This is a genomic window from Noviherbaspirillum album (genome assembly GCF_035916955.1).
Taxonomy (GTDB): Bacteria; Pseudomonadota; Gammaproteobacteria; order Burkholderiales; family Burkholderiaceae_D; genus Noviherbaspirillum; species Noviherbaspirillum album.
On the sequence record NZ_JAWIIV010000052.1, the window covers coordinates 1 to 16,966 of the forward strand.

Here is a 16,966-nt window from a genome sequence, read left to right on the forward strand (position 1 = left end):
ATCTTCTCGCGCACGTCTTGGAGCTTGTGCTCGGCCAGGCTGCTGGCCTCCTCGCAGTGGGTGCCATCGTCGAGCCGCAGCAACTCGGCGATTTCATCCAGGCTGAAGCCCAACCGCTGGGCCGATTTCACGAATCGCACCCGTGTCACGTCCGCCGCGCCATAGCGGCGAATGCTGCCATAGGGCTTGTCCGGCTCGGGCAACAAGCCCTTGCGCTGATAGAACCGGATGGTCTCCACGTTGACGCCGGCTGCCTTGGCAAAAACGCCAATGGTCAGGTTCTCCAAATTATTTTCCATACCGCTTGACTCCGTACATGAGTACGGAAGTAAGGTTACGCTATCCAATTCAAATTCGAAAGGACAAGCCGAGGAAGGTAGCGGACGACTCATTGGGGTACAGGCAGTGGCCCCGGAAGCGGGCGAGCTGATCCAGACGGCGGTGCTCGCGATCCGTAACCGCATGACCGTACAGGAACTGGCTGACCAGTTGTTCCCCTACCTGACGATGGTCGAGGGGCTGAAGCTCGCGGCGCAGACCTTCACCAAGGATGTCAAACAATTGTCCTGCTGCGCAGGATGAAAGGAGATGGAACCATGAAGCTCGCCCCATATATTTTAGAACGTCTCACTTCGGTCAATCGTACCAATGGTACTGCGGATCTCTTGGTCCCGCTACTGCGGGAACTCGCCAAGGGGCGTCCGGTTTCACGAACGACACTTGCCGGGATTCTCGACTGGCCCGCTGAGCGAGTGGCCGCCGTACTCGAACAGGCCACCAGTACCGAATATGACAAAGATGGGAACATCATCGGCTACGGCCTCACCTTGCGCGAGACTTCGTATGTCTTTGAAATTGACGACCGCCGTCTGTATGCCTGGTGCGCGCTGGACACCTTGATATTTCCGGCGCTGATCGGCCGTACAGCTCGCGTCTCATCGCATTGCGCTGCAACCGGAGCACCCGTTTCACTCACGGTTTCACCCAGCGAGATACAGGCTGTCGAACCTGCCGGCATGGCGGTGTCCTTGGTATTGCCGCAGGAAGCAGCCGACGTTCGTCAGTCCTTCTGTTGCCATGTACATTTCTTTGCATCTGTCCCGACGGCGGAAGACTGGGCCTCCAAGCATCAAGGATTGGAAGGATTGGCGATCGTCAGTGTCCACGAGGCTTTCGGCTTGGGCCAGGAGTTTAATCGACATCTGTTGCAGACCATGTCATCTAGGACACCGTGATCGGATATCGACCCAATGTTCTACGGCACCGGCATCGGATTCGCAGCGCGCGGATTGAACTCGGCGAAACGGTATATGCATTGCCGTGAACCGACCAAAAGGAGGTGTTCGATGAACGCCTACACGGTGTCCCGGCTGGCCCTTGATGCCGGGGTGAGCGTGCATATCGTGCGCGACTACCTGCTGCGCGGATTGCTGCGGCCAGTCGCCTGCACCACGGGTGGCTACGGCCTGTTCGATGACGCCGCCTTGCAGCGACTGTGCTTCGTGCGGGCCGCCTTCGAGGCGGGCATCGGCCTCGGCGCATTGGCGCGGCTGTGCCGGGCGCTGGATGCGGCGAACTGCGATGAAACTGCCGCGCAGCTTGCTGTGCTGCGTCAGTTCGTCGAACGCCGGCGCGAAGCGTTGGCCAATCTGGAAGTGCAGTTGGCCGCCATGCCGACCGCGCCGGCACAGCATGCGGAGAGTTTGCCATGAACAGCCCCGAGCGCATGCCGGCCGAGACGCACAAACCGTTCACCGGCTACCTGTGGGGCACGCTGGCCGTGCTGACTTGCCCCTGCCACCTGTCCATCCTCGCTGCCGTGCTGGCCGGCACAACCGCCGGTGCATTCCTTGTCGAGTATTGGGTCATCACGGCGCTCGGTTTGACCGGCCTGTTTCTTCTGTCACTGGCGCGGGCGTTGCGGGCATTCAGGGAAAGATCATGAGCGCTTCCCGGCCGGATGGATGGACTACGGCGGAGGGCCCAAGCGTTCGAGCGCGGGCAAGGCTTTCTGTTCGCAAAGCCGATGCCGGCGGCGGCATTCGCCGTCTTCGTCAGTCAATGGAGGGGTGCCACCATGAATGCAAATGATCCGACCGCCACCAGTTGCTGCGTGTGCTGCAAGGAAATTCCGCTCGATGCCGCCTTCACACCGGAAGGCGCGGAGTACGTCGAGCACTTCTGCGGGCTGGAGTGTTATCAACGTTTCCAGGCGCGGGCCAGCACTGCGACCGAAACGAGCGGCGAACCGAACGCTTGCGGTTCGCCGCCGTCAAATTGAGACAAACCACGCTTTCGCTACGTCGCCTCATGTCGGCATCAAATTCGGCTGAGTAGCTTCTCGCCATCTGGACGTAGCTCGCCCTTGGGTGAAATATGCCGATACAGGGTCTGCCGCGTGATGCCAAGTTCCTGGCACAGGTCGCCGACCTTGGTCTCTGACTGCCCCATTGCCGCCATCGCCAGCCGCAGCTTGGCGGCGGTCATCTTGAACGGCCGGCCGCCTTTCCGGCCGCGTGCCCGTGCTGAGGCCAGGCCCGCCACGGTGCGCTCGGCGATCAACTCGCGCTCGAACTCGGCCAGCGCGGCGAAGATACCGAAGACCAGCTTGCCGGCGGCGGTCGTGGTGTCAATGGCCGCGCCGTGCCCGGTCAGCACCTTGAGGCCGATGCCGCGTCCGGTCAGGTCATGGACGGTATTGATCAGATGGCGCAGGTCGCGCCCGAGCCGATCCAGTTTCCAAACGACCAACGTGTCGCCTGGCCGTAGTGCCTTCAGACAGCTCGCCAGACCGGGACGATCCTCGCGTTTTCCGGACGCTTGGTCTTCATAGAGATGCGCCGGATCAACACCGGCCGCGACCAGCGCATCGCGCTGCAAGTCCGTCGCCTGGGAGCCATCCGCCTTCGATACTCGCATGTAGCCAATCAGCATCTTGTACCTGTCACATATACGTTCGATTATGTGACAGTTTGCATCGGGAAGCTCTGCACGTCAAAATTTGTCACTTAACCCGTCATTCTGTCTAAGGCATGCAAAGGGTAGGCTAGGCTCATAATGTGACAGAAATTCCGGGGGGATGCCTTCCTTCGCGAAGGTGGCGCGCAACTGTTCCAAGGAAGCGGGGTCGCGCCGACCATAGGAAGCCAACGCGAACAGCGAGCGTGCCGTCTCGGGGTTGTGTCGTGCTTCAATGATGGCCTCATCAATGGCCTGGATTGCACGCTGCCAGTGATCGACGGGTTCGGGCTTCGGCGCTTTCGCCGGCAGGCCACTGGTGAACCCGGTTTGGGGCTCGGACCAGAATAGCTTTGCGTGCTCGCCTGGCGGGCTTATATCCCTCACCTCAATCAAGCTGATTGCCGTTGCCGCCGCCTCCAGCATCTGCAACCGTACTGCCGGGTTCAGGGTTTCATACGGTCGCCACAGACTTTGCCCAGCACGCAGCGGATGCCCGCAGCATTCCCAGATTTGGCGGAGATACCCCGCGTAGGTGCCGCACGTCGAAAGCGGGGTGTTCAGCTCATCGAGCAGCGTGCGTAGCAGCCTAAACCACAATCCGGCGTGGATGCGTCGGCGCGGCAACTCCACGTGGCCGGTCGTCAGTGCCTGCCAGGTACGCTGGTCCATCGCCGCAATCGCGTCGCTGGCAGTGCGCGGTTCGGCGTCGGCGTTCTCCCAGCCGAGAAACCGCCCTGGCACGCCCCAATAGGATTCCAGCCAGCAGCCATGCAGTGGGCAGCTCAGCATCAGGGGCAGCTTCCACGCGAGCAGTACGGCTTGGTTCTCCGGATCGTTCAGACAGAGCGGGCAGGCGCGATGTATCGGCTGGCTGGGCAGCCAGGCACGCCAGCTCGTGATGGATCGCGTCCTACGGCGGAGTTTCGGCAGCAGCACCGAGAGCTGGAACGCATAGGTTTCCAATGCATCTGGAATCTGATCATCAAGGCTGTCCAGTAGCCAAGGCACCCAGCCGGCGAAACTCATGCAACGCAGCCGGTCCGGCTCGATGCCGCTCCGCTGGGAGAGCATCGCCAGCAGCGCCAGTGGTGGCGCGGTGTCCAGGTCATCAACCTGGCCGTGACCAAGATCGTGCTCCAGCAGCTCGGACACCTCCATGTGATAGCAAAGGGCCACGCGGTTGAGCCACGAAGACAAGGCTTCGCCTTCCCTGGGAGCCGGATGCAGTGGCCAGTGTGGCGCTGGCTTCACATCAGTTCCCGCTCGAATTGCCGCCGCCGCTCGCTGGGACCGGTGTAATCGGCCATGCTGAGCGTGCGATGGTTGATCGCTTCCTCACCGCTCTCCACGGCAGCGACGGCCGCCGCCATCAACAGGTGCGCCAGCTCGCCGATGGTGCCCTCGCTGCGCGTGAGCAGGTAGCGGGCCATATCCAGCGTGGCAATCGACGAGGGTCGCCGCAGCGGGAGCGAAGCCGCGAAGCTGGCCAGCAGTGAGCAGCAATCGTCGTTGGCCTCCCACACCGGCAGCATCATCGGCTCGAAGCGGTTTTCCAACTGGTCGTCCGAGCGGATCGCCAAGTAGGCATCGCGTGTGCCGACCCCGACCAGCGGGATGCGCAGCTCGTTGCCGAGGAAACGCAGCAGGTTGAGGAATTCCCGGCGGTTGACGCTGTTGCCGGCCAGGACGTTGTGCAATTCGTCGATCACCAGCATGCGCACGCCGACCTTGCGTAGCAGTGCCAGCGCCAATTGCTCCATTTCCGGCAGCCGTGGGCGCGGGCGCAATGGCGCGCCCATCGCGGCAAGTAGCGCGACGTAGAAGCGGATTACCGACGGTTCGGATGGCATCTGCACGACCAGTACCGGAATGTGCTCCTGGTCGGCGTCGGAGCTGGCCGGGTGGGTGCGGCGGAATTTCTCGACGATCATCGACTTGCCGTTGTTGGTTGGACCGACCAACAGCAGGTTGGGCATGCGTTGTTTGTTCGGCCACGCATACAGGGCTTCCAGCCGATTCAGCGCCTCGACTGCTCGCGGATAGCCGATCCAGCGGTCAGCGCGAAGGCGATGGATGCGTTCGTCCGCCGGAAGACGGGCCAAGCCCTGGGCCACCGGCATCAGGTGGGACAAGTCGATGATGGGATATTCTTCCACGGCTACCACTCCTCAATCTGGTCGAACGGTTTGGCAGGTGGCTGGTTGTCTGCCTGCGGGTCAGCCATGTCCGCGTCCGGTGGTGGCGTGGTTTTGAAAAGAACTGCCGTTGCCTTGAGATGCTGGCGTCGATCCGCGTCGCGCCGCGCCTTGCGCGTAGCTTTCTGCGCGGTGGACACGATTTCGCGCATCTGGCCGATCATGCGAAACAGCGCCGACTCATCCACCTGTTCGCGCCCTTGCTGCCGCAATTTCGCCAGCGCCTGTCGTTGTTCCCAGAGGGTGACAGCCGGGTGCGACAAGGTGCGGTATGGAATTTCCAGATAGTGCTGCCCCTCCGGCTCCAGCACCCAAATGCGGCTGATGTCGCGCGGGTCGCGCCGGATCAGGAACGCAGGCAAGCGGTCGCGCCGAGCTATCCACGGCTTGAGCGCATCGGCGTAGTAATGGATGTGGTCGATGACGAAGCCGGTGCGGGTCAGCGTGCGGCGGATGATGGGCAGAAAATCGACCAGAAAAGCCGTGGTGCGAGTGATGACGGTTGGCACGCCGGTCCGCGCGATAGCTTCGGCCCAGCGCGCTGCCGGCGGCTGGAGCAGGCCGTTGTGCACGGAGCCGTGGTAGGTGCCGACCGCCAATGTGAGCCAGCGCTCCAGCTCACGCAGCGTCAGGGCGGCCTTGTTTTCGGAATCGTAGTCGCCGCGCTGGTCAGGGTTGGAGAAGGTCGTCCCTGGCAATTCGTCGTGGATCATCTGCATCGCCGTGCCGATGATCCGTTCCACGATGCCGCCGTAGTGCGGCTGCCCGAGCGGGCGATAGTCAAGCCGGATGCCATGCTGCTCGCAGCCTCGGCGTAGCGCTTCGCTCTTGAACTCGGCCGCGTTGTCCAGGTAGAGCAGCCTGGGCTTGCCGCTCATCGGCCACTCCATTTCTATGTTCAGACCCTCCAGCCAGGGACGCTTGTCGCAGGCGACATGCACAAGGCACAGGCCGACCGAAACAGATGACGGCGCTTCCAGCGTGACGACCATGCCGAGCACGCAGCGGGTAAACACGTCGATGGCGATGGTCAGATACGGACGGCCAATCGGTTGCCGGTCGCGCTCGTCCACCACGATCAGGTCGATGACCGTGTGATCAATCTGCACTTGTTCCAGTGGCGCGGTCACGGCGGGAGGCTCACCACCGACACCTTGCAGGCTGCGGGACGCATCCTGACCTTCCCGGCGGCGAGTGGCCTTGAGCGGATCGAGGCCGGCGATCCGCAGAGCCACGGTGTTGCGCGCCGGCGCCCGCAGCTTTTGCGCTTTGCAAGCCTGCGCGACCTCGCGGTGGAACGCTGCCAGGCTACGCTTCTGCTTGGTCAGGAAGCGCTTTTGCAGCAACTCGCGGATGATGCGCTCAACTGATTCCGGCAAGCGTCCCTTGCCTTTTCCGCCGCCGGATCGGCTGCGAGCCAGGTCCGTCACAAGCCCAGCACCTTGCCGGGCACGGCGGATTAGGACATACACCTGCCGCCTGGACAGGCCAAGCGCGTGAGCAGCGGCATCGGCGGCTTCATGCCCGACCACATCAAGCGCTGCCAGCGGCCCGATGATTTCCGCCCGTTGCCGGGCCTGCGCCCAAGCCGCATCGGGCAGGGTGGCCACGCCTTGCTCGGCAATCAATGATGTGTCTGACGCCATGCTCACACCTCGCTTTGGTGCACACGAGTATTGAGCATAGTCGAGATTGGTGCAGATGACTTCTGATATTGCGTTGTCAGGAGTCGCCTGCACATCTGGCGTTACGCCCCGTCAATTGGTGCAGTCGTCTTCTGAAAATGACATCAAGACAAGAGTTTGCTGTGTCTTGAAAACGACCGTTTTTTGGACGGTGGACTGTCATTGGTGAAAGAATTAACGGACAGTTTTAGGCCCCGGAGCGCGATAGGAAAGTGTTTTGCTATTGCGACCGAGCAAACACAATAAACTGGCTTACCGTGAAAACGAGAGTAGTACCAGGCAAGTCGATTGGGATCTGTCGCGCAAGCGGATGCGGATTGAGCATGTCATGGTCAGCCTAAAACGCTTTCGCATCCTAGCGGAGCGGTTCCCGTTCGCAATCAGCCTCTACAACCAGTGTATCCGCGGTGCAGCTATCATCCTCGATCACCAGGTTGCCGACATGCGGGGCCTCGCCCTCACCAGAGCTTCCCTATCACTCTAAGACCTCCTCAAAGGGCGGAACCTGCCAAATCGCCCGCGGGGTCCGAAGAGTGAATCTGCGCCGATATTCACTCGGAGTCATGCCCGAGGTCCGCTGAAACATGCGGCGGAACGCAGCGGGTTCTGAATACCCGGACGCGATCGCAATTTCGTGAACGGATCGCCATGTTGCCTGCAGCCACATTTGAGCGCGCTTGACCCGAAGTTCGTTCAAGTAGCGCAGCGGCGAGCGTCCAAGATACTCGTGAAAGAGCCGGGATAGTGTCCGTTCGCTCACTGCTGCCACGGCCGCAACTTCGGCTATCGAGAACGCCCGGCCTGCATTCGATTCCATCCAGGAGATCGCTCGGTACAACGGCGCGTCACGCGACACACCGACCACTTGTTCCGGAATATTCACGACCAGGCGCTGGCGCTCCGGATCGACTACCAATTTTTCTTGCGCTGCGGACGCCAAATCGGACAGTCCAACTCCGTCCAGCAGCCTAAGCATCAGCTCGTGCATCAGGTTAGGCGCGCTGGCAAGCACCATATGACTGCTGACCAAGAGCGGGCTCTCGCTTGCGATTGACACAGCAGGAAAGTCCTGGGCGAAACGCGATTGCAACAACCACGATAAGGGAACAGGCTGATGGTCGACGATGCCTGCTCTAGCCACCAACCACAAACCGGTGCCGCAAGCGCCAACCCAGCTTCCTTGTGCGTAAGCCTCTTTCACTACCGGGATTACTGCCGCGTTCTGCTGGACCAAGCGTCGCAAGCCTGGGATGGTAATCCACATCAGCGGCGGAACCACCAAGACGCGTTGCGTCGGCTTGCGCCGCGCTGCGTCGCTCTCTTCACGTGACGTGTAGCAATGTACGACCGCTGCTAGGGATCTGCCCGCCTCATTGACGACGCGCCACGCTAGTGGTCCGTGGAGGCGGCGCCCCGCACGTGCTCGCGACAGCATGTTGGCCTCCCGCAGCACATCGACCGCAGCCATCACCGACCCCATTAGGCAGCCTTTTGGCGCAAGTATTTCGAAAAGGATCATAGTTATGGCCTGGCAAAAATAGTCCGACGAATGGCAGAATAAGCTCTACCGACTCTGGGCGTAGACTTATACCATGGCGCTATGAGCTTCATCAATCACAAGGCGTTCACATCCCATGAGCTTCATCGAATCACAAGGCGTTCACATCTACTACGAGCGGCACGGTAGCGGCCCTGCGGTTGTCTTCTGCCACGGTGCAGGCTCCAACGCTGCAACGTGGTGGCAGCAGATTCCGGTGTTCGCGCGCCAGTTCACCTGCATCACGATCGACAACCGCTGTTTCGGCCGTTCTGCCGCGGGTCTTGAGAAGTTCGAGCCGGAACTCTTTGTTGAAGATCTTCTGCGTGTTATGAATCATGAAAACATCGACCGCGCAGCACTGATCTGCCAATCGATGGGCGGGATGACGGGGCTACGTTTTGCGCTTCGTTATCCGCAACGGGTTTCCGCATTCGTCTCCTGCGACTCACCTCTGGCGATTGACCATCCAGAAATGCTAGCGAACGTGGAGCGTTTCCTCGCAGGAGTGGAGGCCACCGAGCTGGAAGATCGGACTTTAAGTCCCCAATTTGTGCGCAGCCGGCCTGAGCTTGCGTTCTTGTACGCGCAAATCAACAGATTCAACCCGGCAGTATATGGGCCCAGCCATGGACTTGGCTGGGGTGCCCGGCTTTCAACTTTGTCGGCGCCGGCGTATCTACTGTCCCTGCAGAAGTTGCAGGAGCTCGAACGCCCGACGCTCTTCATCGTCGGTAGCGAGGATCCCGTCGTTACGCCTGCAGTGGTGCGAGATGTTGCCAGTTACGTGCGGGCCTCGGAGGTGATCCAAATCGACCAGGCCGGGCACTCGCCCTACTTCGAACAGCCTGCGATTTTCAACAGTGAAGTGCTGAAGTTTTTGAGTCGCCATCTCAAGTAACGAAGTTTATTTTTCGTCCTACACCGAGCCATAGAGCCGGCACTACCGGAGACATTCATGGAATTCATTCAGTCCGCACGATCCAAGCAAATCTTGGCAGGTTCCATCTTTTCATTTGCCGCCCTCTTCACCCAGTTTGCCCATGCGCAGGGTGGTAGCGTGCTCTCGTTGAAAGTGGCGTATCCCGCTGGTGGACCAAGTGACACGGTTGCGCGGCACATACAGGCCTCGCTACAAGGCTTGCTCGGCCAGACGGTCATTGTGGAGAACGCTCCAGGCGCAAGCGGCTCAATTGCCGCGGCGGCCGTCGCCAATGCGACTGATGCAAATACCTTGCTCGTATCGACTGTTAACGATCTGGTCGGTGCTCCGCTTGCCATGAAGGGGGTTAAGTACAAGCCAGAAGGCTACAAGCTCGTCTCGCCCGTGCTCGATGCAGGTGTCGCACTGGTCACCAATACAACGCACAACTTCACGAGCATCGATGACTTCATCGAGCAAGCACGAATGCGCAACGACAAGCCACTGACCATCGGCACTTGGGGGCACGGGTCCGCTACCCACCTGATTGGCGCCGACTTCAGCGACAAGAGCGGCGTGCGCTTCCTTTATGTCCCTTACAAGGGCGCGGCGCCCGTCGCCCAGGCGTTGATGAGCGGGGAAATCGACTTGGCGCTTGCCCCTGTGTCCGGAAACCTTCCTGACCTGATCCGCACCAACAAGGTCAGGATCATTGGCGTCGGAAGCGACAGGCGCCACCCCTTGTTGCTGGACGTGCCGACAATTAACGAGGGCAAATACGTCAAGAACTTTTCTCACAGACTATGGACGGGCGTTTTTGCCCCCAACAGGGTGCCCGATGCAATGATCGACAGGTTGAACAAGGGCATCAATGAAGCGATGCAGCGTGATGAGTACCAACGCTTCATTCGTGAGTCGGGCAGCTTGTCGTTCGATCCCATGACTCCGGCGCAAGCGGCGTCCTTCTACCAAAGCGAGCGCGAAAAAATCAGGCGAGTTGCTCAGTCCATCAAGCTGGAGCCGCAATGATGCAGGAATCCGTTGGCGCGCTTGTGCGCGAGGCGGCCCAACGTTTCGGCGTCAAGACGGCACTCGTTTTCGAAGGTCGCAGATGGACGTTCCGTGATCTTGAGCTTGATGCATCGAACGTTGCCTGGCAGCTGCAAAAGCTTGGCGTTCGGGCTGGTGACGCCGTCAGCCTGTTCTCGCCCAACTGCCCAGAGTGGATCATCTCGTACTACGCGGTGATGAAGATCGGGGCGGTGGCCAATCCACTCAACTTGATGCTGACGGCAGAAGAAGCGGCCTTCGCCATGAACGACTGCGCGGCGGTGGCAGTTTTCGGCTCAGCCGACCGTATCGCAGGCTTGGCCAAGGTGAAGGACCAGACCCGCCTGCGGCACCTTATTTCGTTTGGCGAAGGAGCGTGCGCCGGCGCGCTGCGATTCGAGGATCTGCGCTCGGAGACCCGTGAACCGTTCGCTATTGCCGAGTCGTTGACGCTTGATCAGCCTTGCACGATCGGGTACACCTCAGGCACGACGGGCCACCCCAAGGGTGCAGTCCTAACGCATCGGGCGATCCTAATGAACACAGCCATGACGGCGACGATGCACATGCGCACCAGTGCCGACACGATCGTCAGCGCTTTGCCATGCTCGCACGTCTACGGCAACATCATCATGAACAGTGCCATGGCCTATGGAGCCACCCTGGTGCTTCATCCGATATTTGATGTCGAGAAGGTGCTGGAGAGCGTGCAATCCGAACGCGCCACAATGCTTGAAGGTGTTCCGACGATGTACATGTACATCCTCGATCACCCACGCCGGTCTGCGTACGATGTCTCGACATTGACGCGGTGCACGGTGGGTGGCCAGACGATGCCGGAGGCGAAGATGCGCGAGGTCGAGAGCGCCTTTGCGTGCCCGTTGATTGAGCTCTGGGGGATGACGGAACTGGGGGGACTGGGAACGACGCACAGCGTCTATGGTCCAACCCGCCACGGCTCGATTGGCGTGCCGCTGCCTCACCTCGAAGCCCGCGTCATGGGTGCGGATGGCGTGGTGGTTCCGCGGGGCGAAGTCGGCGAGTTGCAGATTCGCGGCCCTGTGACGCTGAAGGAGTACATCGGACGACCCGAAGCCACGCAGGAAGCGCTGGACCAAGATGGGTGGTTGCACACCGGCGACTTGGTCCGGCAGGACCAGGAGGGCTATCTCTACGTGGTTGATCGCCTGAAAGACATGATCATCACCGGGGGCTACAACATTTATCCGGCAGAGCTTGAACGCGTCATTGCGGAGTTCCCCGAGGTTGCGATGGTGGCGGTCGGCAATGTCCCAGATGAGCACAAGGGCGAGCTGGCAAAGGCGTATGTGGTTCCCCGCCAAGGAGCGAGCCTGGACATCGAGGCGCTGGATGCGCACTGCCGCAGCCGCCTGGCGGCTTACAAGGTCCCCCGGCTGTACCAGGTGGTAACAGACCTCCCGAAAACGAGTACGGGCAAGATTCTGCGGCGCAAGCTGCGGGAACACTTTCAATAGGCAAGGTTTGAGCTGATCGGCTTCGCCGGAAGCTGGCTCATCCACCCGCGTTAAACGCGATCGTGGCGCCGGTGGCGGCCAGGGCCTCGGTGAGGTCCTGCAGGAAGCTGGGCGAACACGCTATGCACACCCAGGTTGCGCCCGTCGCCTTGAGCAGGTCGGCCTGCCCCTGCTTGCGGACGATGTTCACCAGAGAGCGCTCTTGGCTCGCGAGGGCCTTCTACTCAAGCGCGGCAGCATCGTGGACGCCACCATCATTGCCGCACGCGTGCTCCACGAAGAACGTAGAGGGCGAGCGTGACCTGGTGACCCTGCCTCGTTTCAACGTACAGCAAGTCATGCAGCCATAAGCGTTTCGTCCGCGTGAACGGGGGTGCGATACCTATTCGAAAAATGAATCCGCTGGCGATTGTAATATCCCTCAATCCAATCCACCATAACTAGTCTGGCGTGAGGCCTGGTTTCATAGCGTGATTGGTAAATCCGCTCGACCTTGAGGGTCCTGAAAAAACTTTCCATCGCAGCATTGACGCTCCTATGTCAAGCACGCTATTCAAAGTCTGCCAAATCGGCCAGCAGTAGTGGATAGAGTTCTCTTGCAATATAACGCTTGAGGCAACAATGGATCTCCTTGCTGCGCATGCCTTGGGCCGTTCTACGTTCGACATAGGCTCGGGTTTTCGGATCGCTGCGCATTCGCACCATCGCAATAGTCCATAGTGCAGTGTTTGCAGAACGGTCGCCGCCACGGTTGAGGCGATGTCGAGTCGTTTTGCCAGACGATGCCTGCAATGGACTGACGCCGCACAAAGCTGCCGCTGCAGCCTCGCTTCGCAACCTTTCTGGATTATCCCCCGCTACGGCCATGAGCGTTGCTGCTGTCTGGGGGCCTACGCCAAACTGCTGCCGCAAACGTTTTGCAGACCTGCTGGTAAGGCTCTCGAGGGGGTCATCCAGCTCTTTTAGTTCAGCAGCAAGCATCAGCCATCGCTTGGCAAGCAATTGGAGAGTGGAAGTAAGTGTCTGCAACAACGCAGTAGTGCCCAACTACGAATGCTGGCGCATGCAGCCACACATTGACCGTGCCTCGCTTTCACGTACAGCAGGAAATTTGATAATTTCTTGCTTGTACTGAAGATGCGATGGAAGATAAGTCAGTACCGAAACGACAGTACACAGAAGAGTTCAAGACCGAAGCGGCGCGCCTGGCCGAGTCTGTTGGCCAGCATGAAGCTGCCCGTCGACTTGGCGTACCGGTAGCAACGCTGGGTGACTGGGTCCGCAGGTGTCACCGGCAAATGTAAATTGATACAGGTCGGCAGGTGAGAATTGATACACCTCGACATAGGGATAATTGTCGCTTTGTGAGCGGCAATGGTTTCATACGAGGAGTACATGCAAATCAGGATATTGCACAAGCAGGGTAAGAGCCTGCGTGCCATTGCGTGCGAATTGGGTTGCTCAGTCAATACGGTGCGCAAGTATCTAGCTGACGACGCTGCCCCTGCTTTCAAGTAGCGGATGCCACGCCCGACCAAGATCGCACCGTTCGAAGACTATCTGCGGAACCGAGTCTCCTCGGCGACCCTGGACTGGCTTCCGGCTACCGCACTATGGCGGGAGATTCAGCAAATGGGCTTTGCCGGTTGCGAACGCACCGTGCGCAATTTCATCTCCACATTGCACCCCACAACGGCACCGGATCCGGTCGTACGCTTTGAGACAGAGCCTGGCGATCAGATGCAAGCCGACTGGATTGAGTTCAGAAAGCGCAAAGGAGCGAGCCTGTTCGCCTTCGTGGCGACATTGGGCTATAGCCGAGCCAGCTATGTCGAGTTCGTTTCCGACATGCGACTTGAGACCTTACTGGCATGTTATGCCAACTGTTTCGAGTGGTTCTGCTGCATGTCGCGCTGCACGTCAGCTGCCGAGCCCAGCGACAGCTTATGCGCCATCATCTTGGCAAAGCGCGGTGTGGCGTGGCGCAGGATGCGCGCCCCTTGCTCGAACGGAAAGAATGTCTTGCCGCCAACGCTGCGCTGGTACACGTAGCGGCTCACATGGGTTTCACCATATTGCGTCTAATAGTACTTTGCCTCCGGTGTCTTGGTCGTCTACTTCTCGCCGCCAATGTCGATCGGTTCGCCATCGGCATCGAAGCGTGTCAGCGCCGTCGCAGTCGCGGCCACGCCTGCTTCATTGAGGGCTGCGCAAATCGCCTCTTCGGCCTGCAGCATCGTACCGCCGATGTCGACTGTCAGTTCGATCGTCACCACCGTGCTATTGCTCTTCGTCACTCGCGCCGCCATGATCGCCACCTTGCATCGCCTTCATAGGACTTCGATATCGGCTACCACATTTTGTTTAGGTCGCACCCGATCGGACTGGAGCGCATGTTGAGGATCCATTTCTTTCAGCATTGGTTCAATTTGGCGGACTTGGCTTGCGAGGAAGCGCTGTACGGCAGTGCCAGCCTGCGCGGCTTCGCCTCTATTGACCTCGGACGCGAGCCGGCGCCGGATGCAGCTAGTCTGCTGCGCTTTCGTCACCTGCTCGAACAACATCAGCTAGGCGAGAAATTGTTTGCCGAGGCCGGGCAGGCATTACAAGATAGCCGCATGACGCTCAAGACCGGCACGATCGTCTATGCGACGATCATTGTCGCGCCCAGTTCCACCAAGAACTCTAACGCCAAGCGCGATCCGGAGATGCACCAGACGCACAAAGGCAAGCAGTGGTACTTCGGCATGAAGCTGCACATTGGCGTGGACAGCCAAACGGGCTGGCGCACAGTGCAATGGTGACGCCGGCCAATGTGTATGACAAGTACCCGTTGCCGCACCTGCTGCATGGTCGAGAGAAGCGCGTGTACGGTGACAGCGCGTATCGCGCTCAGAAGAACGTGATCCGCGGCAAAGCGCCGCAGGCCAAAGACTTCACGAACGAACGGGTACGCCGGCGCAAGGATGAACCGGCCGACAAAAGCAAGCGCGCGAAGAGCCGCGATAAGTCCAAGATTCGCGCTCGGGTCGAGCAGTGTTTGCGGTGGTTAAGCGATTTTTGGGGCTTTACCGAGGTGCGCTATCGTGGCTTGGCCAAGAATGCCTGCCGCGCTTTTACCGCGCTCGCCCTAGCGAACATTTATCTGGCGCGTGATCGGTTGATGCCACAGGCGCGCCCACAATGGGCGATTGCGCACGGAAAACGCCCGCCAACTTGCCGTCAAGGGGGATGAAGACCGGACTGAACATGCCGACTCGCCGATACCCCTTGATCAAATCGACGGAAATCCAAAACTCCATAACTTGTTCAGTCTAGCGTTAGCTTAACCAGCAATGTATACAGTTTCGGAGGTGGGGGATCCATGCCATTACCGTTAGTTCATAGTGTTGCACTACCAAGTTGAGGCGGCAATTCTATTCCTCAAGGCGATATCATGACCCTCCCAATCTCGCGTATTGACGAAATGATTTTCGCTTATTTAAGGTAACACAACAAATATCGTAAAAAACTAATATTGATTTTCTAATCAAGATTGACGGGCTGATCCGACGGGATAGGATCTCTGTAGTTACATCCACGTTCTTGGGCATGACGTATGTTTCTTAACGCAAGGCAAGAAAGATAAATATCGCGATGTAACTAACTAATGAGATAAGAGGAGATATATATGATCAAGTTTTCTGGAATAGCTTCAAGCGTTTTACTCGCGTCCGCTGTTTCGCTTGCTTCACCCGTCGCAAGCGCTCAAAGCGAACCGACCTACTTCACCAGCGGCGGAGTCAAGGCCCTATACTACAAACCTGATTCCAATCCAAAGCCTCGTGTTGGCGTTCTTGTTGTTCACCGAACCAGCAATTACCTCTCCGCGCTGGCATGCACTGAGCTTTCGAAACGTGGTTACGGCGTATTTTGCATGAATACCCGTTACGAGAATAATGAACTCCTTGTTGATTGGGATAGAATCGCACTAGATGTGAAGGTCGGCGTCGATTATCTCCGCAAGCAGCCAGGAATGGAAAAGGTCATTCTTTTCGGACATAGTGGAGGCGGCCCAACTCTAAGCTTTTATCAAGCAGTCGCCGAAAATGGTATCGCATTTTGTAAGGACCCGAGAAAGATTGTACCTTGCAGTGATGATCTATCCAAATTGCCAAAAGCTGACGGTCTGATTCTGGCGGACGCACATCCAGGAGTACCAGTTATCCTTTTGCGTAGCTTGAATGGTTCAGTGATCGAAGAGACACCCAAAAAATTTAATCCGCAACTTGATCCATACAATACAGCAAACGGCTACAACCCCAACGGGCCATCGAACTACTCTGCTGATTTTCAGGCTCGCTACTACGCGGCTCAGTCGGCCCGCATGAATGCATTAATCGATTCCGCATTGAAACGGGCACAGGAAATTAAAGCAGGCAACGGTCCTTATCCGGATAACGACATGTTCTTTATTCCACACGGCGGCAATCCCGGTGCTGGCCCGGGTGGAGCATCGCAGTTACACAGTCTAGACCTGAACATAAGCCTTCGTAAAACCAACGCACCGCAAAAGCTCCTAAAAAACGATGGCTCGGTCTCAACCCAAATAGTTACATCTGTTAGTCCAGTCGAACTGGGAACGATGAGTTCCACCATGTCGTTTGATCGCGGAACAAAGCAGCTTACCCTGCGCTCTTTCCTCTCAACACAGGCAGTCCGATCGACAAACTCCCTAAACGGTATTGATCATTGTTCCAGCAATAACTCTACTATTTGCGCTGTGAAGTCTATTTCGGTCCCTACTTTGGTAATGGGTATGGGCGGATATCTTTTCATTAGGGATTCAGAGGAGGAGTTTGAAGCATCCAAGGCGACAGATAAAGATCTTGTTTACATTGAAGGGGCCACACATGGATTTACCCCGTGCGGTAACTGTATTAACGCTAACGGGGCATCCGAATATTCGAACAGCGTTAAAAATATGTTCGATTACATCAACACGTGGACACTGAATCGTTATGCGAAATCAAGCCCCCCCGCATCAGCGAATAACAATCCCCGTGCCGAAGGTGGCGCTGGCCGCTTGCCGTTCTAGAAAGGTTGGAAAGCTGCCCATAAAGGGCAGCTTTTCGAATTTC

17 protein-coding genes and 8 pseudogenes are annotated in these 16,966 nt (G+C 58.5%); 14 read left to right on the forward strand and 11 right to left on the reverse strand.

Features of this window, described 5'->3' with window-relative positions; genetic code table 11:
* The coding region (locus RY831_RS29985) for a MerR family transcriptional regulator (protein WP_326509997.1) at window positions 1-299 on the reverse strand (299 nt) is incomplete at its 3' end.
* A 67-nt stretch (window positions 300-366) separates the two neighbouring features.
* Here RY831_RS29985 and RY831_RS29990 point away from each other — a divergent pair.
* From RY831_RS29990 to RY831_RS30010, 5 genes and pseudogenes are all read left to right on the forward strand, one after another.
* A pseudogene (locus RY831_RS29990) lies at window positions 367-582 on the forward strand (oxidoreductase dimerization domain-containing protein); the annotation flags it as partial.
* 14 nt (window positions 583-596) lie between these two features.
* Entirely contained in the window at window positions 597-1,235 is a 639-nt protein-coding gene (gene merB, locus RY831_RS29995) for an organomercurial lyase MerB (RefSeq protein ID WP_000761850.1), read from the forward strand.
* 111 nt (window positions 1,236-1,346) lie between these two features.
* Window positions 1,347-1,712: a mercury resistance co-regulator MerD gene (gene merD, locus RY831_RS30000; protein ID WP_000995361.1), complete on the forward strand. Its 366-nt coding sequence runs from the start codon at window positions 1,347-1,349 to the stop codon at window positions 1,710-1,712.
* The gene (merE, locus tag RY831_RS30005) at window positions 1,709-1,945 is read left to right on the forward strand and encodes a broad-spectrum mercury transporter MerE (RefSeq protein WP_005413392.1); all 237 of its coding nucleotides are present in this window, start codon (window positions 1,709-1,711) and stop codon (window positions 1,943-1,945) included. Before merD ends, merE begins: the two co-directional genes overlap by 4 nt.
* Before the next feature lie 132 nt (window positions 1,946-2,077).
* Complete coding sequence (locus tag RY831_RS30010) at window positions 2,078-2,281, forward strand: DUF3330 domain-containing protein (protein ID WP_005413391.1); 204 nt, start codon at window positions 2,078-2,080, stop codon at window positions 2,279-2,281.
* A gap of 38 nt (window positions 2,282-2,319) precedes the next feature.
* Here the strand turns inward: RY831_RS30010 and RY831_RS30015 are convergent, their stop codons facing one another.
* From RY831_RS30015 to RY831_RS30030, 4 genes are read right to left on the reverse strand one after another with little or no spacing between them, the layout of a single operon-like run.
* Window positions 2,320-2,934 (reverse strand): recombinase family protein, encoded by a 615-nt coding sequence (locus RY831_RS30015; protein ID WP_010981357.1) that lies wholly within the window; start codon window positions 2,932-2,934, stop codon window positions 2,320-2,322.
* A 60-nt stretch (window positions 2,935-2,994) separates the two neighbouring features.
* Window positions 2,995-4,212 carry a TniQ family protein gene (locus RY831_RS30020; protein WP_011405615.1) on the reverse strand — a complete coding sequence of 406 codons (1,218 nt, stop codon included), beginning with the start codon at window positions 4,210-4,212 and terminating at the stop codon, window positions 2,995-2,997.
* Window positions 4,209-5,117 carry a TniB family NTP-binding protein gene (locus tag RY831_RS30025; protein WP_000393453.1) on the reverse strand — a complete coding sequence of 303 codons (909 nt, stop codon included), beginning with the start codon at window positions 5,115-5,117 and terminating at the stop codon, window positions 4,209-4,211. Before RY831_RS30025 ends, RY831_RS30020 begins: the two co-directional genes overlap by 4 nt.
* A gap of 2 nt (window positions 5,118-5,119) precedes the next feature.
* Window positions 5,120-6,802, reverse strand: coding sequence for a TnsB C-terminal domain-containing protein (locus tag RY831_RS30030; RefSeq protein WP_010791757.1), 1,683 nt, complete (start codon window positions 6,800-6,802; stop codon window positions 5,120-5,122).
* A gap of 262 nt (window positions 6,803-7,064) precedes the next feature.
* On the opposite strand from RY831_RS30030, the gene RY831_RS33305 reads away from it, so the two are divergent.
* Window positions 7,065-7,325 carry a transposase gene (locus RY831_RS33305; protein WP_367576110.1) on the forward strand — a complete coding sequence of 87 codons (261 nt, stop codon included), beginning with the start codon at window positions 7,065-7,067 and terminating at the stop codon, window positions 7,323-7,325.
* Here the strand turns inward: RY831_RS33305 and RY831_RS30035 are convergent.
* Entirely contained in the window at window positions 7,317-8,360 is a 1,044-nt protein-coding gene (locus RY831_RS30035; RefSeq protein WP_326509998.1) for a GlxA family transcriptional regulator, read from the reverse strand. The two genes, RY831_RS33305 and RY831_RS30035, sit on opposite strands and share 9 nt — an antisense overlap.
* Before the next feature lie 115 nt (window positions 8,361-8,475).
* Between RY831_RS30035 and RY831_RS30040 the strand changes: the two genes are divergently transcribed.
* The 3 genes from RY831_RS30040 to RY831_RS30050 are packed head-to-tail and all read left to right on the forward strand — an operon-like array spanning window position 8,476 to window position 11,846.
* The gene (locus tag RY831_RS30040) at window positions 8,476-9,279 is read left to right on the forward strand and encodes an alpha/beta fold hydrolase (protein ID WP_326509999.1); all 804 of its coding nucleotides are present in this window, start codon (window positions 8,476-8,478) and stop codon (window positions 9,277-9,279) included.
* 57 nt (window positions 9,280-9,336) lie between these two features.
* Window positions 9,337-10,329, forward strand: a complete 993-nt coding sequence (locus tag RY831_RS30045; RefSeq protein ID WP_326510000.1) for a tripartite tricarboxylate transporter substrate binding protein — start codon at window positions 9,337-9,339, stop codon at window positions 10,327-10,329.
* Window positions 10,326-11,846 (forward strand): class I adenylate-forming enzyme family protein, encoded by a 1,521-nt coding sequence (locus RY831_RS30050; protein WP_326510001.1) that lies wholly within the window; start codon window positions 10,326-10,328, stop codon window positions 11,844-11,846. The genes RY831_RS30045 and RY831_RS30050 overlap by 4 nt, the downstream gene beginning before the upstream one ends.
* A 40-nt stretch (window positions 11,847-11,886) precedes the next feature.
* Here RY831_RS30050 and RY831_RS30055 read toward each other — a convergent pair.
* Window positions 11,887-12,039, reverse strand: a pseudogene (locus RY831_RS30055) (NADH oxidase); the annotation flags it as partial.
* Between the two features lie 3 nt (window positions 12,040-12,042).
* Here RY831_RS30055 and RY831_RS33450 point away from each other — a divergent pair.
* Window positions 12,043-12,148, forward strand: a pseudogene (locus RY831_RS33450) (IS5/IS1182 family transposase); the annotation flags it as partial.
* A gap of 34 nt (window positions 12,149-12,182) precedes the next feature.
* Here the strand turns inward: RY831_RS33450 and RY831_RS30060 are convergent.
* Window positions 12,183-12,374, reverse strand: a pseudogene (locus RY831_RS30060) (IS3 family transposase); the annotation flags it as partial.
* A 21-nt stretch (window positions 12,375-12,395) separates the two neighbouring features.
* A pseudogene (locus RY831_RS30065) lies at window positions 12,396-12,922 on the reverse strand (transposase); the annotation flags it as partial.
* 66 nt (window positions 12,923-12,988) lie between these two features.
* Between RY831_RS30065 and RY831_RS30070 the strand changes: the two are divergent.
* Both RY831_RS30070 and RY831_RS33455 read left to right on the forward strand, forming a co-directional pair.
* A pseudogene (locus tag RY831_RS30070) lies at window positions 12,989-13,129 on the forward strand (transposase); the annotation flags it as partial.
* Between the two features lie 91 nt (window positions 13,130-13,220).
* Window positions 13,221-13,745: pseudogene (locus RY831_RS33455) on the forward strand (helix-turn-helix domain-containing protein); the annotation flags it as partial.
* Here the strand turns inward: RY831_RS33455 and RY831_RS30080 are convergent.
* Together RY831_RS30080 and RY831_RS30085 are read right to left on the reverse strand one after the other, a co-directional pair.
* Window positions 13,721-13,906: a hypothetical protein gene (locus RY831_RS30080; RefSeq protein WP_326510004.1), complete on the reverse strand. Its 186-nt coding sequence runs from the start codon at window positions 13,904-13,906 to the stop codon at window positions 13,721-13,723. The pseudogene RY831_RS33455 and the gene RY831_RS30080 sit on opposite strands and share 25 nt — an antisense overlap.
* A gap of 54 nt (window positions 13,907-13,960) precedes the next feature.
* Window positions 13,961-14,143, reverse strand: coding sequence for a hypothetical protein (locus RY831_RS30085; RefSeq protein ID WP_326510005.1), 183 nt, complete (start codon window positions 14,141-14,143; stop codon window positions 13,961-13,963).
* A 78-nt stretch (window positions 14,144-14,221) separates the two neighbouring features.
* On the opposite strand from RY831_RS30085, the pseudogene RY831_RS30090 reads away from it, so the two are divergent.
* Both RY831_RS30090 and RY831_RS30095 read left to right on the forward strand, forming a co-directional pair.
* Window positions 14,222-15,081, forward strand: a pseudogene (locus RY831_RS30090) (IS5 family transposase); the annotation flags it as partial.
* Between the two features lie 435 nt (window positions 15,082-15,516).
* Entirely contained in the window at window positions 15,517-16,923 is a 1,407-nt protein-coding gene (locus RY831_RS30095; protein ID WP_326510006.1) for an alpha/beta hydrolase, read from the forward strand.
* The last annotated feature ends 43 nt before the right edge of the window (window positions 16,924-16,966 follow it).

What these genes read in the sequence shown, in the direction of transcription:
- RY831_RS30045 (WP_326510000.1), top strand. Translation starts at nt 9,337, where the DNA reads ATGGAATTCATTCAGTCCGCACGATCCAAGCAAATCTTGGCAGGTTCC.
- RY831_RS30010 (WP_005413391.1), top strand. Translation starts at nt 2,078, where the DNA reads ATGAATGCAAATGATCCGACCGCCACCAGTTGCTGCGTGTGCTGCAAG.
- RY831_RS30030 (WP_010791757.1), bottom strand. Translation starts at nt 6,802, where the DNA reads ATGGCGTCAGACACATCATTGATTGCCGAGCAAGGCGTGGCCACCCTG.
- merD (WP_000995361.1), top strand. Translation starts at nt 1,347, where the DNA reads ATGAACGCCTACACGGTGTCCCGGCTGGCCCTTGATGCCGGGGTGAGC.
- merB (WP_000761850.1), top strand. Translation starts at nt 597, where the DNA reads ATGAAGCTCGCCCCATATATTTTAGAACGTCTCACTTCGGTCAATCGT.
- RY831_RS30015 (WP_010981357.1), bottom strand. Translation starts at nt 2,934, where the DNA reads ATGCTGATTGGCTACATGCGAGTATCGAAGGCGGATGGCTCCCAGGCG.
- RY831_RS30050 (WP_326510001.1), top strand. Translation starts at nt 10,326, where the DNA reads ATGATGCAGGAATCCGTTGGCGCGCTTGTGCGCGAGGCGGCCCAACGT.
- RY831_RS30095 (WP_326510006.1), top strand. Translation starts at nt 15,517, where the DNA reads ATGATCAAGTTTTCTGGAATAGCTTCAAGCGTTTTACTCGCGTCCGCT.
- merE (WP_005413392.1), top strand. Translation starts at nt 1,709, where the DNA reads ATGAACAGCCCCGAGCGCATGCCGGCCGAGACGCACAAACCGTTCACC.
- RY831_RS30035 (WP_326509998.1), bottom strand. Translation starts at nt 8,360, where the DNA reads ATGATCCTTTTCGAAATACTTGCGCCAAAAGGCTGCCTAATGGGGTCG.
- RY831_RS30040 (WP_326509999.1), top strand. Translation starts at nt 8,476, where the DNA reads ATGAGCTTCATCGAATCACAAGGCGTTCACATCTACTACGAGCGGCAC.